Genomic DNA, 17,667 nt, shown 5'->3' with positions numbered 1-17,667 from the left:
ACGTCCGCCATGTCCGCGACCAAAATCCTCTGGGGCCAGATCACCGTCGTTTTCCTGATCGTGTTGCTCACGATCTGGGGCGCCACCGAGTGGACGGCGTGGCGGCTCGGCTTCCAGCCGGAGCTCGGCCGGCCGTGGTTCGAACTCGCCGGGATGCCGGTCTACTATCCGCCGGTCTTCTTTTGGTGGTGGTACATCTACGACGCCTATGCGCCACAGGTCTTCGTCGAGGGCGCCTTCATAGCTGCGTCCGGCAGCTTCATCTCGATCGCGGCGGCGATCGGCATGTCGGTCTGGCGAGCGCGTGAGGCGAAGAACGTCGCGACTTATGGTTCGGCGCGCTGGGCCCAACCGCGCGAGGTGAAGACAGTCGGGCTTCTTGACGCCGATGGCGTCGTGCTCGGCCGGCTCGGCCATGACTATCTCCGTCACGACGGCCCGGAGCATGTGCTGTGCTTCGCGCCGACCCGTTCCGGCAAAGGAGTCGGTCTGGTCGTGCCGTCTCTCTTGACCTGGCCGGGCTCGGCGATCGTTCACGACATCAAGGGCGAGAACTGGCAGCTCACCGCCGGCTACCGCTCGCAGCACGGCCGCGTGCTGCTGTTCGATCCGACCAACGCCAAGTCGTCGGCGTACAATCCGCTGCTCGAGGTCCGCCGCGGCGAGTGGGAGGTGCGTGACGTCCAGAACGTCGCCGATGTGCTGGTGGACCCGGAGGGATCGCTCGACAAGCGGAACCATTGGGAGAAGACCAGCCATTCACTGCTCGTCGGCGCTATCCTGCATGTCCTCTATGCCGAGGTGGACAAGACACTGGCCGGCGTCGCCGCGTTCCTCTCCGATCCCAAGCGGCCGATCGAGACGACGCTGCAGGCGATGATGACCACGCCGCACCTCGGCGAGAAAGGTCCGCATCCCGTCGTTGCCTCGACCGCACGCGAGTTGCTGAACAAGTCCGACAATGAGCGGTCGGGCGTGCTTTCGACCGCCATGTCGTTTCTCGGCCTCTACCGCGATCCCGTCGTCGCCGAGGTCACCTGCCGCTGTGATTGGCGGATTGCTGACCTGATCGCCGATCCGCGGCCAGCGACGCTCTACCTCGTGGTACCGCCGTCCGATATCTCGCGGACCAAGCCTCTGATCCGCCTGGTGCTGAATCAGATTGGCCGCAGGCTCACCGAGGATCTGCACGCGAAGGATCGCCGTCACCGCATCCTGATGATGCTCGACGAGTTCCCGGCGCTCGGCCGCCTCGACTTCTTCGAATCCGCGCTGGCCTTCATGGCAGGTTACGGCATCAAGAGCTTCCTGATCGCGCAGTCGCTGAACCAAATCGAGAAAGCCTATGGCGCCAACAACTCGATCCTCGACAACTGCCATGTCCGCGTCAGCTTTGCCACCAACGACGAGCGCACGGCCAAGCGTGTCTCCGATGCGCTCGGTACGGCGACCGAAATGCGAGCCATGAAGAACTATGCTGGTCACAGGATGAATCCGTGGCTTGGTCACCTCATGGTCTCGCGGCAGGAGACGGCTAGGCCGCTGCTTACCCCGGGCGAAGTGATGCAGCTCCCGCCCACTGACGAGATCGTCATGGTTGCCGGCACGCCCCCGATCCGGGCGAAGAAAGCTCGCTATTACGAGGATCACCGTTTCACCGAACGGGTGCTGGCGGCGCCCGATCCCGCGAAGTCCGGCCGGTCGTCACGGACGGACGGATGGTCGGTGCTGAAGCCGCAGGTGCCGGACACGGTATTGCTCGCAGAAATCGAGCGGGCCGAAAAGGATGCCGCCAACAGCGGCTTGCGCCGCGAACCCGAGCTCCCCGACCATGTCGCCATCGCCAAGGAGACGACCGAACCGAGGCCGGCGGACGAGTTTTCCATTGTACTCGACGACGAGTCGGAGGATGCCGCCAGTCAGGCCCGCATTCTGCGCCAGCAGATGCGTGGCATCGCTCGCCAGGTCTCGCTCGACCCGAATGATGGCATGGAGTTGTGAGACCATGCGGGACCGGATGAATGTGTATTTCCCGCCGGAGCTTTTGAGGCAGATCGCCGATCTTGCCGACCGCAAGAAGCTTTCTCGATCGGCGATCGTGGAAGCAGCCGTCGCCTCGTTCTTATCTCCCGACGGAGAGGACAGGCGCGAGGCGGCGTTTGCGCGCCGTCTCGACCGCCTGTCGCGACAGATGCAGAGGCTGGAGCGGGATGTAGGCCTTACCGCCGAGACACTGGCGTTGTTCGTCCGCTTCTGGCTGACGATCACGCCACCCTTGCCGAACGATGCGCAGGCTGCCGCCCAGATCAAGGGCCGCGAGCGTTTTGAAGGTTTTATCGAGACCCTTGGCCGCCGCTTACAGAAGGGTCAGAGCTTCTTGCGCGAGATCCCGGACGACATAGCAACCCAAAAACCGGATGACCGGGTCTGATGGACTTCTCAGAAGCCTGAATTCTCAGGGCCGAGACGTCGATAGCAAAGTCTTCGGGATCACTGATCTCGCCGAGTCTTTCTGTTTCTACGCCAATCTACGATCGCCTTGGGAGGGTTGTTGCGCCGGCCAGTTCCTGCCTTTTCTATTCATCCCCATCAGAGGGCGCTTCTTAAGTGGCCTCTTTGTTGGGGGCGGCGGTGGCAATTCATTCGACTCAAGCAGAGGTGATCTCGCGCGGCGCGCGCATGCTCCGCAGCGCGCTTGGCCCAGCTATTGCGCGATACCTGGAGGACGCCTCGATCGTCGAGGTGATGCTCAACCCCGATGGCCGGTTGTGGATCGACCGGCTGTCGAGTGGCTTGACCGACACAGGAGAGACCCTTTCGGCCGCCGATGGAGAACGCATCGTTCGGCTGGTGGCGCACCACGTTGGTGCCGAAGTGCATGCTGGTGCGCCGCGCGTTTCCGCTGAACTGCCCGAGACCGGCGAGCGCTTTGAAGGCCTGTTGCCGCCGGTGGTCGCGGCTCCAGCCTTTGCTATCCGCAAGCCAGCGGTTGCCGTCTTCACGCTCGACGACTACGTCGCCTCCGGCATCATGACCTCGGAGCAGGCTGAGGCCTTGCGCAGCGCCGTCGCCGCACGCAGGAACATTCTGGTCGCTGGCGGTACCTCCACCGGCAAGACCACGTTGACCAACGCCCTTCTTGCGGAAGTCGCCAAAACCTCCGACCGCGTCGTACTGATCGAGGATACCCGCGAACTGCAGTGCAAGGCGCCGAACCTCGTGGCCTTACGCACGAAGGACGGCGTGGCCTCACTGTCAGACCTCGTGCGGTCGTCGCTTCGTTTGCGGCCGGACCGCATCCCCATCGGCGAGGTGCGCGGCGCCGAAGCACTCGATCTGCTCAAGGCCTGGGGCACCGGCCATCCCGGTGGCATCGGCACCATTCATGCCGGGACGGCGCTGGGCGCACTGCGCCGGCTGGAGCAGCTCATTCAGGAAGCGGTCATCACCGTTCCGCGCGCCCTGATCGCTGAAACCATCAACATCGTCGCCGTGCTAGCCGGCCGCGGCACGGATCGTCGTCTCACCGAACTCGCCCGCGTCACCGGGCTCGGACCCGCCGGCGACTACAGCCTTTCATCAGCAGGAGACCAAATATGAGACCTCGATCATCTCTTTCTCTACGTGCCATGTCGCTCAGCGCATCAGGCATGGTTCTATTCGCTGCCGCTCCGGCTTGGGCTGCCGGCTCCAACATGCCATGGGAGCAGCCGCTCAATCAGATCCTGCAATCGGTCGAGGGACCGGTCGCCAAGATCATCGCGGTGATCATCATCATCGTCACGGGTCTCACGCTCGCTTTCGGTGACTCCTCCGGTGGTTTTCGCCGGTTGATCCAGATCGTGTTCGGCCTGTCGATCGCCTTCGCCGCATCGAGCTTCTTTTTGTCATTCTTTTCGTTCGGTGGCGGGGTCCTGATCTGATGGACGAGCCTGTCGCTGGCTTCGTGGCGCCCGTGCACCGCGCGCTGGCCGAACCGATCCTGATGGGTGGCGCGCCCCGGGCGGTCGCCATCGTCAACGGCACCCTCGCAGCCGCCCTTGGTCTCGGTCTGCGGCTCTGGATCGCGGGTCTTTTGCTGTGGGCGATAGGCCATGCGGCCGCGGTGTGGGCTGCCAAGCGCGATCCCGCCTTCGTCGATGTGGTGCGCCGTCATCTGCGCATTCCCGGTCATCTCAGCATTTGAGTTCTTGGTCATGATGAATCTTGCCGAATACCGCCGCTCAAACACCCGCCTCGCGGATTTCCTGCCGTGGGCCGCATTGGTTGGGGAGGGCGTCGTCCTCAACAAGGACGGTTCGTTCCAACGCACGGCAAGGTTCCGCGGACCGGACCTCGACAGCGCAGTCCCGGCCGAACTCGTCGCCGTCGCTGGCCGCCTCAACAGCGCCTTGCGCCGTCTTGGCTCGGGCTGGGCCGTTTTTGTCGAGGCTCAGCGCCATGCTGCATTCCGATATCCGGCAAGCACGTTTCCGGATGTGGCGTCCGCATTGGTTGATGCGGAGCGCAGAGCCCAGTTCGAGGAGGCGGGAGCTCACTATGAGTCGAGCTATTTCCTCACATTCCTCTATTTGCCGCCGGCCGAGGACGCCGCGCGGGCGGAACGGTTTCTCTACGAGGGCCGCGATCGGACTGAGAACGCCGACGCCCGCGAAGTGTTGCGCGGATTCGTCGACCGCACCGATCGGGTGCTGCAGCTGGTCGAGGGCTTTATGCCCGAATGCGCCTGGCTGGATGACCCGGAGACGCTGACATATCTGCACTCCTGCGTGTCGACGAGGCGCCACCGCGTTCGGGTGCCCGAGATCCCGATGTATCTCGATGCGCTGCTGGCGGATCAGCCGCTGACCGGCGGCCTCGAGCCGATAGTGGGTGCGTCGCATCTGCGCGTTCTCACTGTCGTCGGGTTTCCGACCGCGACGACGCCGGGAATACTCGACGAACTCAATCGTTTGGCATTTCCGTATCGCTGGTCGACGCGTGCGATCATGCTCGACAAGACCGATGCCACCAAATTGCTGACGAAGATCCGGCGGCAATGGTTCGCCAAGAGAAAGTCGATCGCCGCCATCCTCAAAGAGGTGATGACGAACGAGGCATCGACGCTGCTCGACACGGACGCCCACAACAAGGCGATGGACGCCGATGCCGCCCTCCAGGAGCTGGGCTCCGACCAGATCGGCGAAGCTTACGTGACTGCGACTGTCACCGTGTGGGACGACGACCCGCGCGTGGCCGATGAGAAGCTGCGTCTGGTCGAAAAGACGATGCAGGGTCGCGACTTTACCTCGATGACCGAGACGGTGAACGCTGTCGAAGCCTGGCTCGGCAGTTTGCCGGGGCATGCCTATGCCAATGTCCGGCAACCACCGGTCTCGACCCTCAACCTGGCCCATATGATTCCGCTATCGGCGGTCTGGGCCGGAGAGGTGAGGGATCATCACTTCGCAGGCCCGCCTCTGCTGTTCGGAAAAGCCGAGGGTTCGACCCCGTTCCGATTTTCTCTCCATGTCGGTGACGTCGGTCATACGCTGGTAGTTGGTCCGACCGGCGCTGGGAAATCGGTGCTGCTGGCGTTGATGGCGTTGCAGTTCCGCCGCTATCCGGGGTCGCAGATCTTTGCCTTCGATTTCGGCGGATCAATCCGGGCGGCTGCCATCGCTATGGGTGGCGACTGGCATGACCTCGGGGGTGCGCTGTCGGACGATGCGTCCGAGCCTGTTGCGCTGCAGCCGCTGGCCTGGATCGACGATGCCTCCGAGCGGGGTTGGGCGACGGAATGGATCGCCGCGATCCTGACGCGGGAAAAAATCGAGATCACGCCAGAAGCCAAGGATCATTTGTGGTCCGCCTTGACGTCACTGGCCTCGGCTCCGATCCAGGAGCGCACGCTGACCGGTCTTTCCGTTCTGCTCCAGTCAACGGCGCTGAAGCGGGCCCTCCAACCTTATTGCCTGGGAGGGCCCTACGGCCGGCTGCTCGATGCCGAACTTGAGCGCCTCGGTGAAGCGTCCGTTCAGGCCTTCGAAACTGAAGGATTGATTGGCACCGGCGCCGCCCCCGCAGTCCTAGCCTATCTCTTTCACCGCATTGGAGATCGTCTCGACGGCCGCCCGACCCTGCTCATCGTCGACGAAGGCTGGTTGGCGCTCGATGACGAGGACTTTGCTGGGCAGTTGCGCGAATGGCTGAAGACGTTGCGCAAAAAGAACGCCTCGGTCATTTTCGCGACGCAGTCGCTCTCGGACATCGATGTATCAGGCATTGCGCCCGCCATTATCGAGAGCTGTCCGACCCGCATATTGCTGCCGAACGAACGCGCGATCGAGCCGCAGATCACGGCGATCTATCGCCGCTTTGGTCTCAACGACCGGCAGATCGAGCTTTTGAGCCGGGCAATACCGAAGCGCGACTACTACTGCCAGTCCCGCCGCGGCAATCGGATGTTCGAGTTGGGTCTGGGCGAAGTCGCGCTCGCTTTTACGGCGGCCTCTTCCAAGACCGACCAGGCGGCAATCGAACGCCTGCTCGCAGAACACGGCCGCGACGGCTTTGTGCCCGCCTGGCTCCGGCATCGCGACGCTTCGTGGGCCACTGATCTGATCCCAAATCTGAGCAATCTGGAGACATTGTTATGAGACGTCTTTGCGTTCTCGCGGCGGCGAGCGCGGTCGCGTTGTCGCTTGCTGCGGTGTCACCAGCATCTGCGCAGTGGATTGTCTTCGATCCGAACAACTATGTCCAGAATGTCCTGACGGCGGCGCGCGAGCTGCAGCAGATCAATAACCAGATCACGTCGCTGCAAAACCAGGCGCAGATGCTGATCAACCAGGCGAAGAATCTGGCGAACCTGCCATACTCGTCGCTACAACAACTTCAATCGTCGATCCAACGTACCCAGCAACTGCTCGCTCAGGCCCAGCGCATAGCCTATGATGTGCAGCAGATCGACCGTGCGTTCTCGACCAACTATGCGCCGGCGACGAGCAGCCAATCCAATCAAGCACTCATCACCAACGCGCAATCGCGTTGGCAGAACTCGGTCGCCGCGCTGCAGGACGCCTTGCGTGTGCAGGCCGGCGTTGTCGGCAATCTCGACACCAACCGCACCCAGACGTCGGCGCTGGTGACTTCGAGCCAGGGCGCAAGCGGCGCTCTGCAGGCCACGCAGGCCGGCAACCAGATCCTTGCGCTTCAGGCTCAGCAGCTCGGCGATCTCACGGCGATCGTGGCCGCCCAGGGCAGGGCGCAGAGCCTTGAAGCCGCTCAACGCGCAGCGGCGCAGGATCAGGGCCGCGAGCAGCTGCGGCGGTTTCTGACCCCGGGTCAAGGCTATCAATCCCAAGACGTGCAGATGTTTCATTGATGAGTGCGTTCAGCAGGTTCAAACGACTGCCGGTTGTCGCGGCAGCCGCATCCGTGATGTTGGTGATGGCGGCATGCGCCATCCAGCTCCGCGGTGATGGCGACGAAACGGCGAATTCGGCGGGTCCACGGACCACGGGCACGCTCGCCTCCAGCCTGGCGCGCTGCCGGACGGTCACGCCGGAACAGACGGCAACCTACGACGACTGTCGTCGGATCTGGGCTGAGAACCGAGGCCGGTTTTTCGGTCAGAAGGGAAGTGCGACGGCTCCCGCTCGCAGTGATGCGCTCTCCAGCCAACTGTCTGAGTCGCCGCCAAAGGATCAGAGCCGGATGCCAAAAGGTTATCCGTCGGTGGCCCTCCCGGAGAGCGAGTAAGTCATGACAGGCACCGGCGTGATCGATCAGTTCCTCGATACCTATACCCGCTATATTGATTCCGGCTTCGGCCTTCTGGGTAGCGAAGTTGGCTTTCTTGCAACGACGTTAGCCGCCATCGACATTACCCTCGCGGCTTTATTCTGGAGCTGGGGGACGGACGACGATCTGATCGCACGGCTCGTCAAAAAGACTCTGTTCGTCGGCGTCTTCGCCTACCTGATCGGCAACTGGAATAATCTCGCTCGTATCGTGTTCGAGAGCTTTGCCGGTCTCGGGCTCAAAGCCTCCGGCACAGGCCTGTCATCCGCAGATTTTTTGCGGCCAGGGCGGATTGCCCAAGTTGGCCTCGATGCCGGCCGGCCGATCCTCGACTCGATCTCAGGTCTGATGGGATACATCAGTTTTTTCGAAAATTTCGTCCAGATCGTCGTTTTGCTGTTCGCCTGGGTCGTGGTGCTGCTCGCCTTCTTCATTCTGGCGATCCAGCTCTTCGTGACTCTCATCGAGTTCAAGCTGACGACACTCGCCGGCTTCGTGCTGATCCCCTTTGGTTTGTTCGGAAAGACCGCATTTGCGGCTGAGCGTGTACTCGGCAATGTCGTCTCGTCGGGCATCAAAGTCCTGGTCCTGGCCGTCATTGTTGGCATCGGCTCGACACTGTTCTCTCAGTTCACGTCCGGGTTCAACGGCGGGCAGCCGACCATCGAAGACGCTATGGCGCTGGTGCTCGCGGCATTGACGCTGCTCGGTCTCGGCATTTTTGGTCCTGGGATCGCCAACGGCCTGGTGTCCGGCGGACCTCAGCTCGGCGCGGGTGCCGCGGTCGGAACAGGCCTTGCTGCCGGCGGCATTGTTGTCGCAGGCGCTGGTCTCGCTGCGGGCGGAGCCGGGCTGGCGGGGGGAGCGATGGCGGGAGCTGCACGAGGTGGTGCCACGCTCGCAAGCAGTGCGTCCGCGGCTTATCGCAGTGGCGGCCTGAGCGGTGTCGCCGATGCCGGGCTCTCGGCAGTGGCAAGCCCGCTGCGCCGGGCCGTGGCAACTCTCAGCAACAGCGCTCAATCGGCTGGCCAGGCGCCAACCACAGGGGGCGCCGCGACCGGGAACACCGCGTCAGATAGTCCGCCCGATTGGGCGCGGCGCATGAAGCGCGCCCAGACCATCAGCCATGGCGCATCAAACGTCACCCATGCCGTTCGCTCCGGCGACCATGGTGGAGGCGGCGCATCGATCGACCTCTCTGAAGGAAACCACTGATGTTTAAACGCCCATCCGTTCACTACGGCCGCATGCCCGAGCCCGTCACGCCCTATCAAAAAGCAGCGCAAGTCTGGGACGACCGTATCGGGTCAGCCCGCGTGCAGGCAAAAAACTGGCGATTGATGGCATTCGGCTGCCTCGCGCTGTCGACGGGCCTCGCCGGCAGTCTTGTCTGGCAGTCGACCCAAGGCACGATCACGCCCTGGGTGGTCGAGGTCGATCATCTTGGTCAGGCCCAGCGGGTGGCTCCGGCCAATACGGACTACCAGCCGACAGACCCACAGATCGCCTACCACCTGGCGCGATTCATCGAGGATGTCCGGGGCCTGCCGGCTGACGCCATCGTGTTGCGTCAGAATTGGCTGCGCGCCTACGACTTTACGACCGATCGTGGTGCTGCCGCTCTTAATGACTACGCCCGAACCAACGATCCCTTTGCCAGGCTCGGCAAAGTGCAGGTGTCGGTCGAGGTATCCAGCGTTATTCGCGCGTCGATGGAGAGTTTTCGTGTGGCGTGGGTTCAGCGCTCCTACGACAACGGGTCTCTCAGTTCAACCGAGCGCTGGACGGCCATTCTCAGCGTTGTGATCGAGACGCCGCGCGATGCCGATCGGCTGCGCAAGAATCCCCTCGGCGTCTACGTCCACGCCATCAACTGGTCGAAGGAGCTTGGGCAGTGAATACGCGATTTCGTAATATGGCTTCTCCGCGCCGGACTTCATGCAGTCGCTCCGTCTCATTCAGGTCAGATGGTTCGGCGCTCCGAAGGGCGATACTTCCGGCACTGCTGCTTTGCGCTTCTGCTTTGGCTGGTTGCTCCACGTTTGCGCCGCCCGAGATCAGCTACGACAGTGACGTTCCGCCATTGCCTCCGCCGCCGGTGCCTGCCGACGACAAGCTGCGGCCGCTTCATGTCCCGCCACTCTGGAAGCCGGCCCTAGGCGGTAAGTCCGGCAGCAAGGAGGAGACTGAGCCGGTGAGCCGGGTTGAGACCGCGAACAGTGCGGCGCGTGTCGAACCGCGCAAGAAGGGATACTTTAACGCGGCGCAGGTCTACGCCTACAGTCCAGGTGCGCTGTACCAGATTTATGCCGCGCCCGGGCAAATCACCGATATCGCGCTCGAGGAAGGCGAACAACTCACGGGATCGGGTCCTGTCGCGGCGGGCGACACCGTTCGTTGGGTGGTCGGCGATACCGAAAGTGGCAACGGAGATACCCGGCGCGTCCATATCCTGGTGAAGCCGACTCGCGCTTCGATCGAAACCAATCTCGTCGTCAACACCGATCGGCGCACCTACCTGATCGAGTTACGCGCCCGCGAAAAGCCCTACATGCCTTCGGTCGCCTGGTACTATCCGGAGGACCGGCCGGGCAGGGTGCGGCCCGTGGCTTTGACGCCGGTGTTGCCCGATCCGACGCAGCGCCGTTTCCGCTACGCCATTGAAGGCGACGGTCCGCCCTGGCGGCCGCTGACTGCTTATGACGATGGACGCAAGGTCTATATCGAGTTCCCGCAGGGCATCGTTCAAGGCGAGATGCCGCCTCTCTTCGTCATTGGTCATGACGGCAAGACCGAGATCGTGAACTACCGCGCCTACGGCAACGTCCTGATCGTCGACCGGCTCTTTGCGGCCGCGGAGTTGCGGCTTGGTGGCGAGCATCAGCAGAAAGTCCGGATTGTCCGGACCGACGGGAGGCCGTCGTCATGAACACGCTTCAGAGTGATGACGGCAACGTGCAGCCTGGCGAGGCAAACAGGTCGGAAGAATTGGCGCAGGGGTTCCGGTTAAGGGCAGATCATCCGCGCGTCACGCGGCTGTCCCGAAAGGTCCTGGCGGGAGGGACCGCCGTTGCATTGGTTCTTGTTGGGGGTGCAGTGCTTTGGGCTCTCCAAAACAACCGCCCGCGCGGACCCGCGCCGGACGAACTCTACAGCACCGATCACCATAACGTCGCTGATGGCCTCGCCGGATTGCCGCGGGACTATGCTGGCGTTCCGCGCCAGGTGCCCTCGCTGGGCCCACCGCTTCCTGGTGATCTCGGCCGGCCAATCCTTGCCGCTCAGGGGCAGCTGCCAACCACAACCACGACGGGCTTCGATCAGGAGCAGCAGCGCCGCGACCAGGAGATCGAAGCCGCGCGTGTGAGCCGCTTGTTCGCCTCCACCAATGTTCGCGAGACGATGCCCGCTGCAGCTCAGGCTTCGGGCGTGGACCGAGCGGCCGCATCGTCCATGCAGGGAACTGATGACGGCTTTGCACAGAACGGCCAGGACCGCAAACTTGCCTTCGTCAATGCATCGGTTGATCGCCGTACCACGAGCCCGGATCGCGTCACGAAGCCGGCTTCGCCGTATGTGGTACAGGCAGGGACGGTTATTCCTGGGGCTCTCATCACGGGCATACGCTCAGATCTGCCCGGGCAGATCACGGCGCAGGTGACCGAAAATGTTTTTGACACACCATCCGGTCGCTTGCTGCTGGTCCCACAGGGAGCTCGTTTGATCGGAACCTATGACAGCCAGATCGCATTCGGTCAGTCACGCGTGCTGCTGGTCTGGACACGCTTGATCATGCCGAATGGTCGTTCGATCATCCTGGAGCGACAGCCAGGTGCGGATGGGGCAGGATATTCAGGGTTGGAAGATGATGTCGACAACCATTGGGGCGAGTTGTTCAAGGCTGCAGCCCTTTCGACGCTGCTGGCTGTCGGCAGCGAAGTGGGAGCCGGCTCCGACACCGGCAACAACGGTGACATCATTCAAGCTCTTCGCCGCGGATCGAGCGATAGCTTAAATCAAACAGGCCAGAAGATCGTTCAGCGCAATCTCAACATCCAGCCAACGCTCACGATCAGGCCAGGATTTCCGGTTCGAGTCATCGTCAACCGAGACCTCGTACTTGAGCCTTACAGAGGGTAAGGAATAAGATGGCTAAGCTAAAGATTGGAGCGCTTCCAAATGACAAGCCTGTCAAAGTCACCGTTGAACTACCGGCTGGCGTGCATCGAGATCTCGTCGCCTATGCGGAAGCCATCGGGCGGGAAACCGGCCAGCCGGTCAATGATCCGTCAAAGCTGATCGCGCCGATGCTGATGCGATTCATGGCCACGGATCGAGGTTTTGCGAAATGGCGTCGTGCGACTCAATCATTACCAGCTGGCGACGGGTAGCGCTCGGTCAACAGTTTCAGGAAGTCATGAAGTGCTGGGTTCTCGTTATCGCCGCGCCAATGCGCTGAAAAGCTGATGCAGCTCGGTCGTATCTCGTCGCGCAATTCGCGATAGACCAAGCCGGCAAAGCTGGCGCCGATATCGGATTCCATTACCAGGCTGATCCCGAGCCTCATACTGATTAAACTTTTAATAATGCCTCGACTGACGTCGTGACGCTCTATTTGAGGTCTGTCCTCTGGCAATGGCAGCTTAGAAATCAGGACGTCCTCAAGTTCGCGTCCAGGGTCATATTGGCTCAGCAAGACTGTTTGATTCCGAAGGTCGGTCCACAAGACGACGTCTCGCGTCGTCAAGGGATGATCCTCGGGCAAGGCGACCAAGATCCGTTCCCTCCAGAGCGGAAGGGTCTTGTTTTCCAAGAGAGGCGTAGTGCCGGTCACGACGAGGATATCGAGTGTTCCGTTTCGTAGTGCAGTCGTCAGGCGCGTCCGCGATCGTTCGACGGTTGCGAGTTCAATGTGTGGAAAGCGTACTTTAAAGTCGAGCAGCGCTGCACGCAGGTTACCCGTCGAGAGAGAGGTGCAAAAGCCTACCGCCAATCTGCCGGCCTCGCCGCGACTGCTTGTCTTTGCGCTCGCAGCGAGCGAATCGACCTGCTCCAAGATTATTCTCGCCGTCCTGAGAAACTCGCGGCCGCCCGGGGTAGGCTTCACGCCACCGCTCGATCGCTCGAAGACGATGACGCCAATCGAGTGTTCAAGCTGGCGGATACATCGGCTCAACTGCGATTGCCGAAGCCGCAAGACATCCGCAGCTTGCCGAAAGCTACCAATATCCGCCGCGGTCACTGCAAATCGCAACTGCTGTAGATCAACGGCCTGCGGCCGGGCGTCAGGTGGCCGCTTATCGTTTGCCATGGTTCTGTCCGCCATGCTTTGATGTTAGATACTCGCGAAGGAAAAATGCGGGACATCGCCGCGCGTGGGTAGAGATGTCGCCTTAAGTAAGCTCTTGAGGTCTTTATGAGTGTCTCAGGCGGCCATAAACGCCACCGGAGCCCAGAGCACGGGTCCACGCAGGCCACCAGCGGTATGCACGCGGGCCAATGCCTGCGACGAAATCTCTAGATACCCAGCAACAGCCTGCGTCTTGCCGAGACAGCGAGGCCTGCCGATCCGCCGTAAGGGCCACCCCGCGCGCCTCAGGATCCTTTCCATCCGGGCATCGGTCACCGTGACGATATCGGTGAGGTGCTGCGCGAGACCAAATTCGATCATGCCGGCGAAAAGTTCGTAGGTCGCGCTAGCGATACCATGAGCAGCCTTGGGCGCGTCAGTGTGAACATCGAGCGCGAAGCGACTGCTCTCCCAGATGGTCGAGCTAGTAGGAGCGGCTGCTCCGTCTAACAATACAGGAAAGGTGTCGCGTAACATGGTGGGGCCGCTGGATGGAAGCAGGCGCACGCAGCCTTGGATACGGTCATTGCTTGCTCGCTGGAGCAGATAAACGGGATGAAGGGCGTCGAATTCGTCGATCTCCATATCGTCGCTGACCTGGACGTCCCAGTCGAGCCTTTCCTTAAAAACGCGGTGCCGCAGGCGGTGCATCTCTACGATCTCGTCAATAAAATTACCGTAGTAGTTAGACGTTATCAGCTGCATCATGGTCGCCTCCTCGATTGCTTCTCTTTCAACATTGGAGGCGAAGCGACAGAGAAATTCACCTCCCGTAGCTGCAGGAGATGATCTGGCCGGCGTGTTACAGAATAATCTGCTTGGATGCCGTGAGGCGTGCCACCGCCTGAACGATCGTGCGCACACCGAGTTTCGTCTTCGCATTCTCAAGGTAAGTGGCTGTGGTGTGCCGCGAAATGCCGAGAATGCGTCCAGTTTCCCAGGCCGTTTTCCCTCGCGCAGCCCATTCGAGGCATTCGAGCTCACGGGGTGACAGAACCGCGCCGTTGATGGTGTACTCTGGAATGACCTTCCGTCTGGCATGGACATGGAAATACATTGCCATAAGTTGAAGTACGTATCTGTGCTTTTCGATGCGCCGGCAGAACGCAGCGATGCGCGGTTCGTCAGTAGCAAACGTGAATGCCGCGATAGGGCCACGACCGTCATGAATGGGCACGGTGTAGCCGCGACGGATCCCGAACTCGGCTGCCTCATCAAAGAGTTGTTGCTGTGATTTCGATAGCCGCGTTGGTTCGACATCCATTCCCCACTCGAAGGGTTCGGGGCCGCCTAATGCCTTCACGATGACCGGATCCAATCGTTCGTAGTGGTTCCGCAAGTAATGTTCGGTCCAACTGGGCGGGTAGCTCGAGATGAGTCCAGGCTGATCAATCGCTCGCTTCGGCACGATCAGATAAGCAAAGCAGCGCAGATCAAGTGCGACCGCGGCTTCTGTCATGCCAGCGCGCAGCGTCGCCAAATCGACACTTTCCGTGAGGTGATCAATAAAGGTTTGAAATATCCGATGCATCGCGATGAGGCTATTGTACGGTGCTCCCGTCCGTTGCTGACTATATGAGGTTCGATACGGATATGAAGCAGAACCAGTAAGAACGAGCGGATCTCATTGCTGCGACAATCAAGCCGCACGGACTGTCGTGAGAAAATCTCCGGTCTCGACCTGCAGGGCGCCGGCCTGACTCGCAAGCTTGGCAGCCTCGCCGAGCAGGTCCGACGCCGCTCGTCCGGCGGCTTCGACCGCCGTACTGACGCCATTGATATTTTCAGAGACATGCTTGGCTGAATCGGCGGCTTCCTGGACGTTGCGAGTGATTTCCTTCGTTGCTGCCGCCTGCTCCTCCATTGCCGATGCAATTGTCGTGGAGATTTCGTTGACCTCGACGATGGTAGCCGAGATGCGCATGATCGCATTTACGGCGTCCGCTGTCTCAGCCTGGATGGCCTCAATCTGGGCGCGAATGTCGTCGGTCGCGTTTGAGGTCTGCGTGGCCAGCGATTTGACCTCCGATGCGACCACTGCAAATCCCCGCCCGGCGTCCCCGGCGCGCGCAGCCTCGATGGTGGCGTTCAGTGCCAGAAGATTGGTCTGACTGGCGATCTGGGTGATGAAGGCGACCACTTCGCCGATCTTCTGTGCCGCGCCGGCAAGGCTGGACACGCTGGCATTGGTCTTGTCGCTCTCCTCTTTGGCCTTGCGGGCTACCACGGAGGCTTGCGTCACCTGTCGGCCAATTTCGAAGATCGACGCCGCAAGCTCTTCGGAGGCGGCGGCAACGGTCTGGACATTGACGTTGGATTCCTCGGCGCCGGCAGCTACAGCGCTGGTGCGCTGTTGGGTTCCTTCGGCATTGACCGACATCGCCTTAGCGGTGTTTTGCATCGCTGCTGCGGCGTCCGATACCGCACCAACGATGCTGCCGATTCGAGCTTCGAATCCGTCCGCCATTTCCCGCAGAGCTTGCTTCTTCTGCCATTCGGCGCGATCGGCGATCTCCGCTTGCTCGGCCTGAAGATCTTGCATCGCGACGGCGTTGCTCTTGAAGACTTGCACCGCTTTCGCCATGTCGCCGATCTCGTCCCTACGGTCGGCTTCGCTGATGTCGACCGAATGATCGCCACCGACCAGGCGCGCCATTTTATCCCTCAGACTTATCAGTGATCGGCTGATGTTTCGGTTCAGAAAAAGGATCGCGCCGCCCGAGATCAGGAGAAGAACGAGGCCGAATCCCGCTAATCGGAACAGAGCAGCGTGGTAATCTGCATCGATGTCATCCACCCAGACACCGGTCGCGATGATCAAATTCCAAGGAGCAAACTTCTTGATGAAGGTCAACTTCGGCAGTGCTTCGGTGCCGCCGGGCTTAGGATAATCATACAGCGACATTCCCTCATCGCGATTTCGTACGACATCGATGAGATCATCGAGAATATATCTTCCATTGGGCATCTTTGTTCCATGGGTACCGTCGACCTTAGGCACCGCCGCGTTCATCAACCAGAGGCCGTCAAGACCGCCAACGGTGATATAGCTGCGATGATCATCGTACCACATGGCTCGAGTGTCGCTCTTGAAACGGTCAATTGCCACTTCTCGCGTTAGCTTTCCAGCTTTGACTTCTCCATCGAGATACCGGGCCAGTTCCGAAGCAACCTCGACGATCGCACGCAGTTTAGCGATGCGGTCCTGCATCATTCGCTGATGGAGGATGGAAGTCGAAGCACCGATGGCGGCGGCCAGAGATCCCGCTGTCAGGAGCAGGACTAACAGCAACTTCGTCCGTATTCTGATCATGTTGATGATGTTCATGAAACCCAAATGCCTTACGGTGAGTTTTCGCCAGCCAATCTCCGACGTTTTGCTAAAAGTCTCGTTAAGTTCATAAAGACAAAGACAGATGCTTTATTTGCCATGCGAATATATTTCGAGGCGAATAAGAAGAATTGCATCCACATCTCCGTCAAAAATAGCGGATATCCTTATCAAAAAATGGATTCGTAATTCGCATAGCAAATAATTAGACCGTCCCTGGCCGTGACAGTTATGGTGCCTCAGTGAAATGATGAATTGGGATCTCTATCGAATTTTCCTGGCAGTCGCGGATGCCGGAAGCTTGTTGACCGCAAGCAAGCGTCTCAAGCTGAGCGCCCAAACGGTGAGCCGACGCGTTGTGGAGCTTGAGGATGGTCTCGGCCTCAAATTGCTGGCGCGTAGCCGTGCTGGTCATTCACTCACACCTGCGGGCGAACAGTTACGCGCGCGCATCGAAGGCATGGGGGACGTCGCGAACAAGGTCGAGACCGCAATGGCCGAGGCCAAACATACGCCGGCAGGTGTGGTCCGCATCTCGATAAATGAGGTTTTGTCTGGCCCGTGGTTGCTTGGGCAACTCACCTCCTTCTACGAGGAGTTTCCCAGCCTGAATCTTGAAATTCGCGTTAGCGGCTGGCCCGCAAGCGTGCGCCGCCGGGAAGCCGATATCGTTTTGCGGCTGTTTGGACCGGGCGAAGAAAACCTAGTCGGCCGTCGCATCGGCCGGGTCGGGGTGGCAATTTATTGCGCGCGATCCTATGCGCGCGACCATGGCCTTCCGGCATCTCGCGCAGAATGGGAGACACATAACACTATAGGTATGATCGTCGATATACCGCTGATGAGCTGGTTCAATAGCGTCGCAGGAACGTCTCGGCGGGTACTTCAATGCTCGTCCCACACCGACGTTGTTGCTGCCGCCAAGGCCGGCCTGGGGCTCGCGCCCTTGCTTTGCATCACCGCGGATCAAGAGCCGAATTTGGTAAGGATTCTTCCCGTCAAATTGCACCGCGCTGCGGATCTGTGGCTATTATCGCATCCTGATCTCGCCGATGCGCCTCAGGTCCGCGCCGTTTTAAATTTTATCGCAAATTGCGCGAGACGCGATGCCGCCATTCTTCTCGGTCATGATCCAACTCTGGAGTTACGAGATTCCAGATCTGGTAAACACGGCGCCGTGAAGAAACGCTAGGGTCAGGTC

General features: G+C 60.7%; 18 protein-coding genes. 14 read left to right on the top strand and 4 right to left on the bottom strand.

What is annotated here, in order from left to right:
* Nucleotides 1-9: 9 nt before the first annotated feature.
* The 13 genes from UP06_RS14680 (at nucleotide 10) to UP06_RS39880 (ending at nucleotide 12,176) form a co-directional block, all read left to right on the top strand.
* Nucleotides 10-2,001, top strand: a complete 1,992-nt coding sequence (locus UP06_RS14680) for a conjugal transfer protein TraG (RefSeq protein ID WP_045003376.1) — start codon at nucleotides 10-12, stop codon at nucleotides 1,999-2,001.
* Between the two features lie 4 nt (nucleotides 2,002-2,005).
* On the top strand, nucleotides 2,006-2,431 hold the full coding sequence (locus UP06_RS14675) for a CopG family transcriptional regulator (RefSeq protein WP_045004167.1): 426 nt from the start codon (nucleotides 2,006-2,008) through the stop codon (nucleotides 2,429-2,431).
* A gap of 248 nt (nucleotides 2,432-2,679) precedes the next feature.
* Nucleotides 2,680-3,600, top strand: coding sequence for a P-type conjugative transfer ATPase TrbB (gene trbB / locus UP06_RS14670; protein WP_197087291.1), 921 nt, complete (start codon nucleotides 2,680-2,682; stop codon nucleotides 3,598-3,600).
* Between the two features lie 50 nt (nucleotides 3,601-3,650).
* Nucleotides 3,651-3,923 carry a TrbC/VirB2 family type IV secretion system protein gene (locus tag UP06_RS14665; protein WP_245305483.1) on the top strand — a complete coding sequence of 91 codons (273 nt, stop codon included), beginning with the start codon at nucleotides 3,651-3,653 and terminating at the stop codon, nucleotides 3,921-3,923.
* A complete protein-coding gene (locus UP06_RS14660; RefSeq protein WP_045003373.1) occupies nucleotides 3,923-4,186 on the top strand; it encodes a VirB3 family type IV secretion system protein in 264 nt (87 codons plus the stop codon). The genes UP06_RS14665 and UP06_RS14660 overlap by 1 nt, the downstream gene beginning before the upstream one ends.
* 10 nt (nucleotides 4,187-4,196) lie before the next feature.
* Nucleotides 4,197-6,638: a conjugal transfer protein TrbE gene (gene trbE, locus UP06_RS14655; protein ID WP_045003371.1), complete on the top strand. Its 2,442-nt coding sequence runs from the start codon at nucleotides 4,197-4,199 to the stop codon at nucleotides 6,636-6,638.
* Entirely contained in the window at nucleotides 6,635-7,366 is a 732-nt protein-coding gene (gene trbJ / locus UP06_RS14650) for a P-type conjugative transfer protein TrbJ (RefSeq protein WP_045003369.1), read from the top strand. The genes trbE and trbJ overlap by 4 nt, the downstream gene beginning before the upstream one ends.
* A complete protein-coding gene (gene trbK-alt / locus UP06_RS14645) occupies nucleotides 7,366-7,743 on the top strand; it encodes a putative entry exclusion protein TrbK-alt (protein ID WP_045003367.1) in 378 nt (125 codons plus the stop codon). The genes trbJ and trbK-alt overlap by 1 nt, the downstream gene beginning before the upstream one ends.
* A 3-nt stretch (nucleotides 7,744-7,746) precedes the next feature.
* On the top strand, nucleotides 7,747-9,000 hold the full coding sequence (gene trbL / locus UP06_RS14640; protein WP_045003366.1) for a P-type conjugative transfer protein TrbL: 1,254 nt from the start codon (nucleotides 7,747-7,749) through the stop codon (nucleotides 8,998-9,000).
* The gene (gene trbF, locus UP06_RS14635; protein WP_045003364.1) at nucleotides 9,000-9,683 is read left to right on the top strand and encodes a conjugal transfer protein TrbF; all 684 of its coding nucleotides are present in this window, start codon (nucleotides 9,000-9,002) and stop codon (nucleotides 9,681-9,683) included. The genes trbL and trbF overlap by 1 nt, the downstream gene beginning before the upstream one ends.
* A 17-nt stretch (nucleotides 9,684-9,700) precedes the next feature.
* Nucleotides 9,701-10,714 carry a P-type conjugative transfer protein TrbG gene (gene trbG / locus UP06_RS14630; protein WP_045003362.1) on the top strand — a complete coding sequence of 338 codons (1,014 nt, stop codon included), beginning with the start codon at nucleotides 9,701-9,703 and terminating at the stop codon, nucleotides 10,712-10,714.
* Nucleotides 10,711-11,925 carry a TraB/TrbI/VirB10 family type IV secretion system protein gene (locus UP06_RS14625; protein ID WP_045003361.1) on the top strand — a complete coding sequence of 405 codons (1,215 nt, stop codon included), beginning with the start codon at nucleotides 10,711-10,713 and terminating at the stop codon, nucleotides 11,923-11,925. The genes trbG and UP06_RS14625 overlap by 4 nt, the downstream gene beginning before the upstream one ends.
* An 8-nt stretch (nucleotides 11,926-11,933) precedes the next feature.
* Nucleotides 11,934-12,176, top strand: a complete 243-nt coding sequence (locus UP06_RS39880; protein WP_082081424.1) for a DUF2274 domain-containing protein — start codon at nucleotides 11,934-11,936, stop codon at nucleotides 12,174-12,176.
* Here UP06_RS39880 and UP06_RS14620 read toward each other — a convergent pair.
* The 4 genes from UP06_RS14620 to UP06_RS14605 all read right to left on the bottom strand — a co-directional run bounded on the left by UP06_RS14620 (nucleotide 12,149) and on the right by UP06_RS14605 (nucleotide 16,463).
* Nucleotides 12,149-13,096: a LysR family transcriptional regulator gene (locus tag UP06_RS14620; protein WP_050031786.1), complete on the bottom strand. Its 948-nt coding sequence runs from the start codon at nucleotides 13,094-13,096 to the stop codon at nucleotides 12,149-12,151. The genes UP06_RS39880 and UP06_RS14620 overlap by 28 nt on opposite strands.
* A gap of 114 nt (nucleotides 13,097-13,210) precedes the next feature.
* Nucleotides 13,211-13,843 (bottom strand): acyl-homoserine-lactone synthase, encoded by a 633-nt coding sequence (locus tag UP06_RS14615; RefSeq protein WP_045003359.1) that lies wholly within the window; start codon nucleotides 13,841-13,843, stop codon nucleotides 13,211-13,213.
* Between the two features lie 94 nt (nucleotides 13,844-13,937).
* Nucleotides 13,938-14,666, bottom strand: a complete 729-nt coding sequence (locus UP06_RS14610; RefSeq protein WP_045003358.1) for a LuxR family transcriptional regulator — start codon at nucleotides 14,664-14,666, stop codon at nucleotides 13,938-13,940.
* Between the two features lie 108 nt (nucleotides 14,667-14,774).
* Nucleotides 14,775-16,463 carry a methyl-accepting chemotaxis protein gene (locus UP06_RS14605; protein WP_156162974.1) on the bottom strand — a complete coding sequence of 563 codons (1,689 nt, stop codon included), beginning with the start codon at nucleotides 16,461-16,463 and terminating at the stop codon, nucleotides 14,775-14,777.
* 250 nt (nucleotides 16,464-16,713) lie between these two features.
* On the opposite strand from UP06_RS14605, the gene UP06_RS14600 reads away from it, so the two are divergent.
* Nucleotides 16,714-17,658: a LysR family transcriptional regulator gene (locus UP06_RS14600; RefSeq protein WP_063778862.1), complete on the top strand. Its 945-nt coding sequence runs from the start codon at nucleotides 16,714-16,716 to the stop codon at nucleotides 17,656-17,658.
* Nucleotides 17,659-17,667: the final 9 nt, after the last annotated feature.

The sequence above is a fragment of the Bradyrhizobium sp. LTSP857 genome (assembly GCF_000938285.1).
Taxonomy (GTDB): domain Bacteria; phylum Pseudomonadota; class Alphaproteobacteria; order Rhizobiales; family Xanthobacteraceae; genus Bradyrhizobium.
The sequence above is the reverse complement of the archived record's forward strand: the minus strand, read 5'-3'. Positions and strand labels throughout refer to the sequence as shown.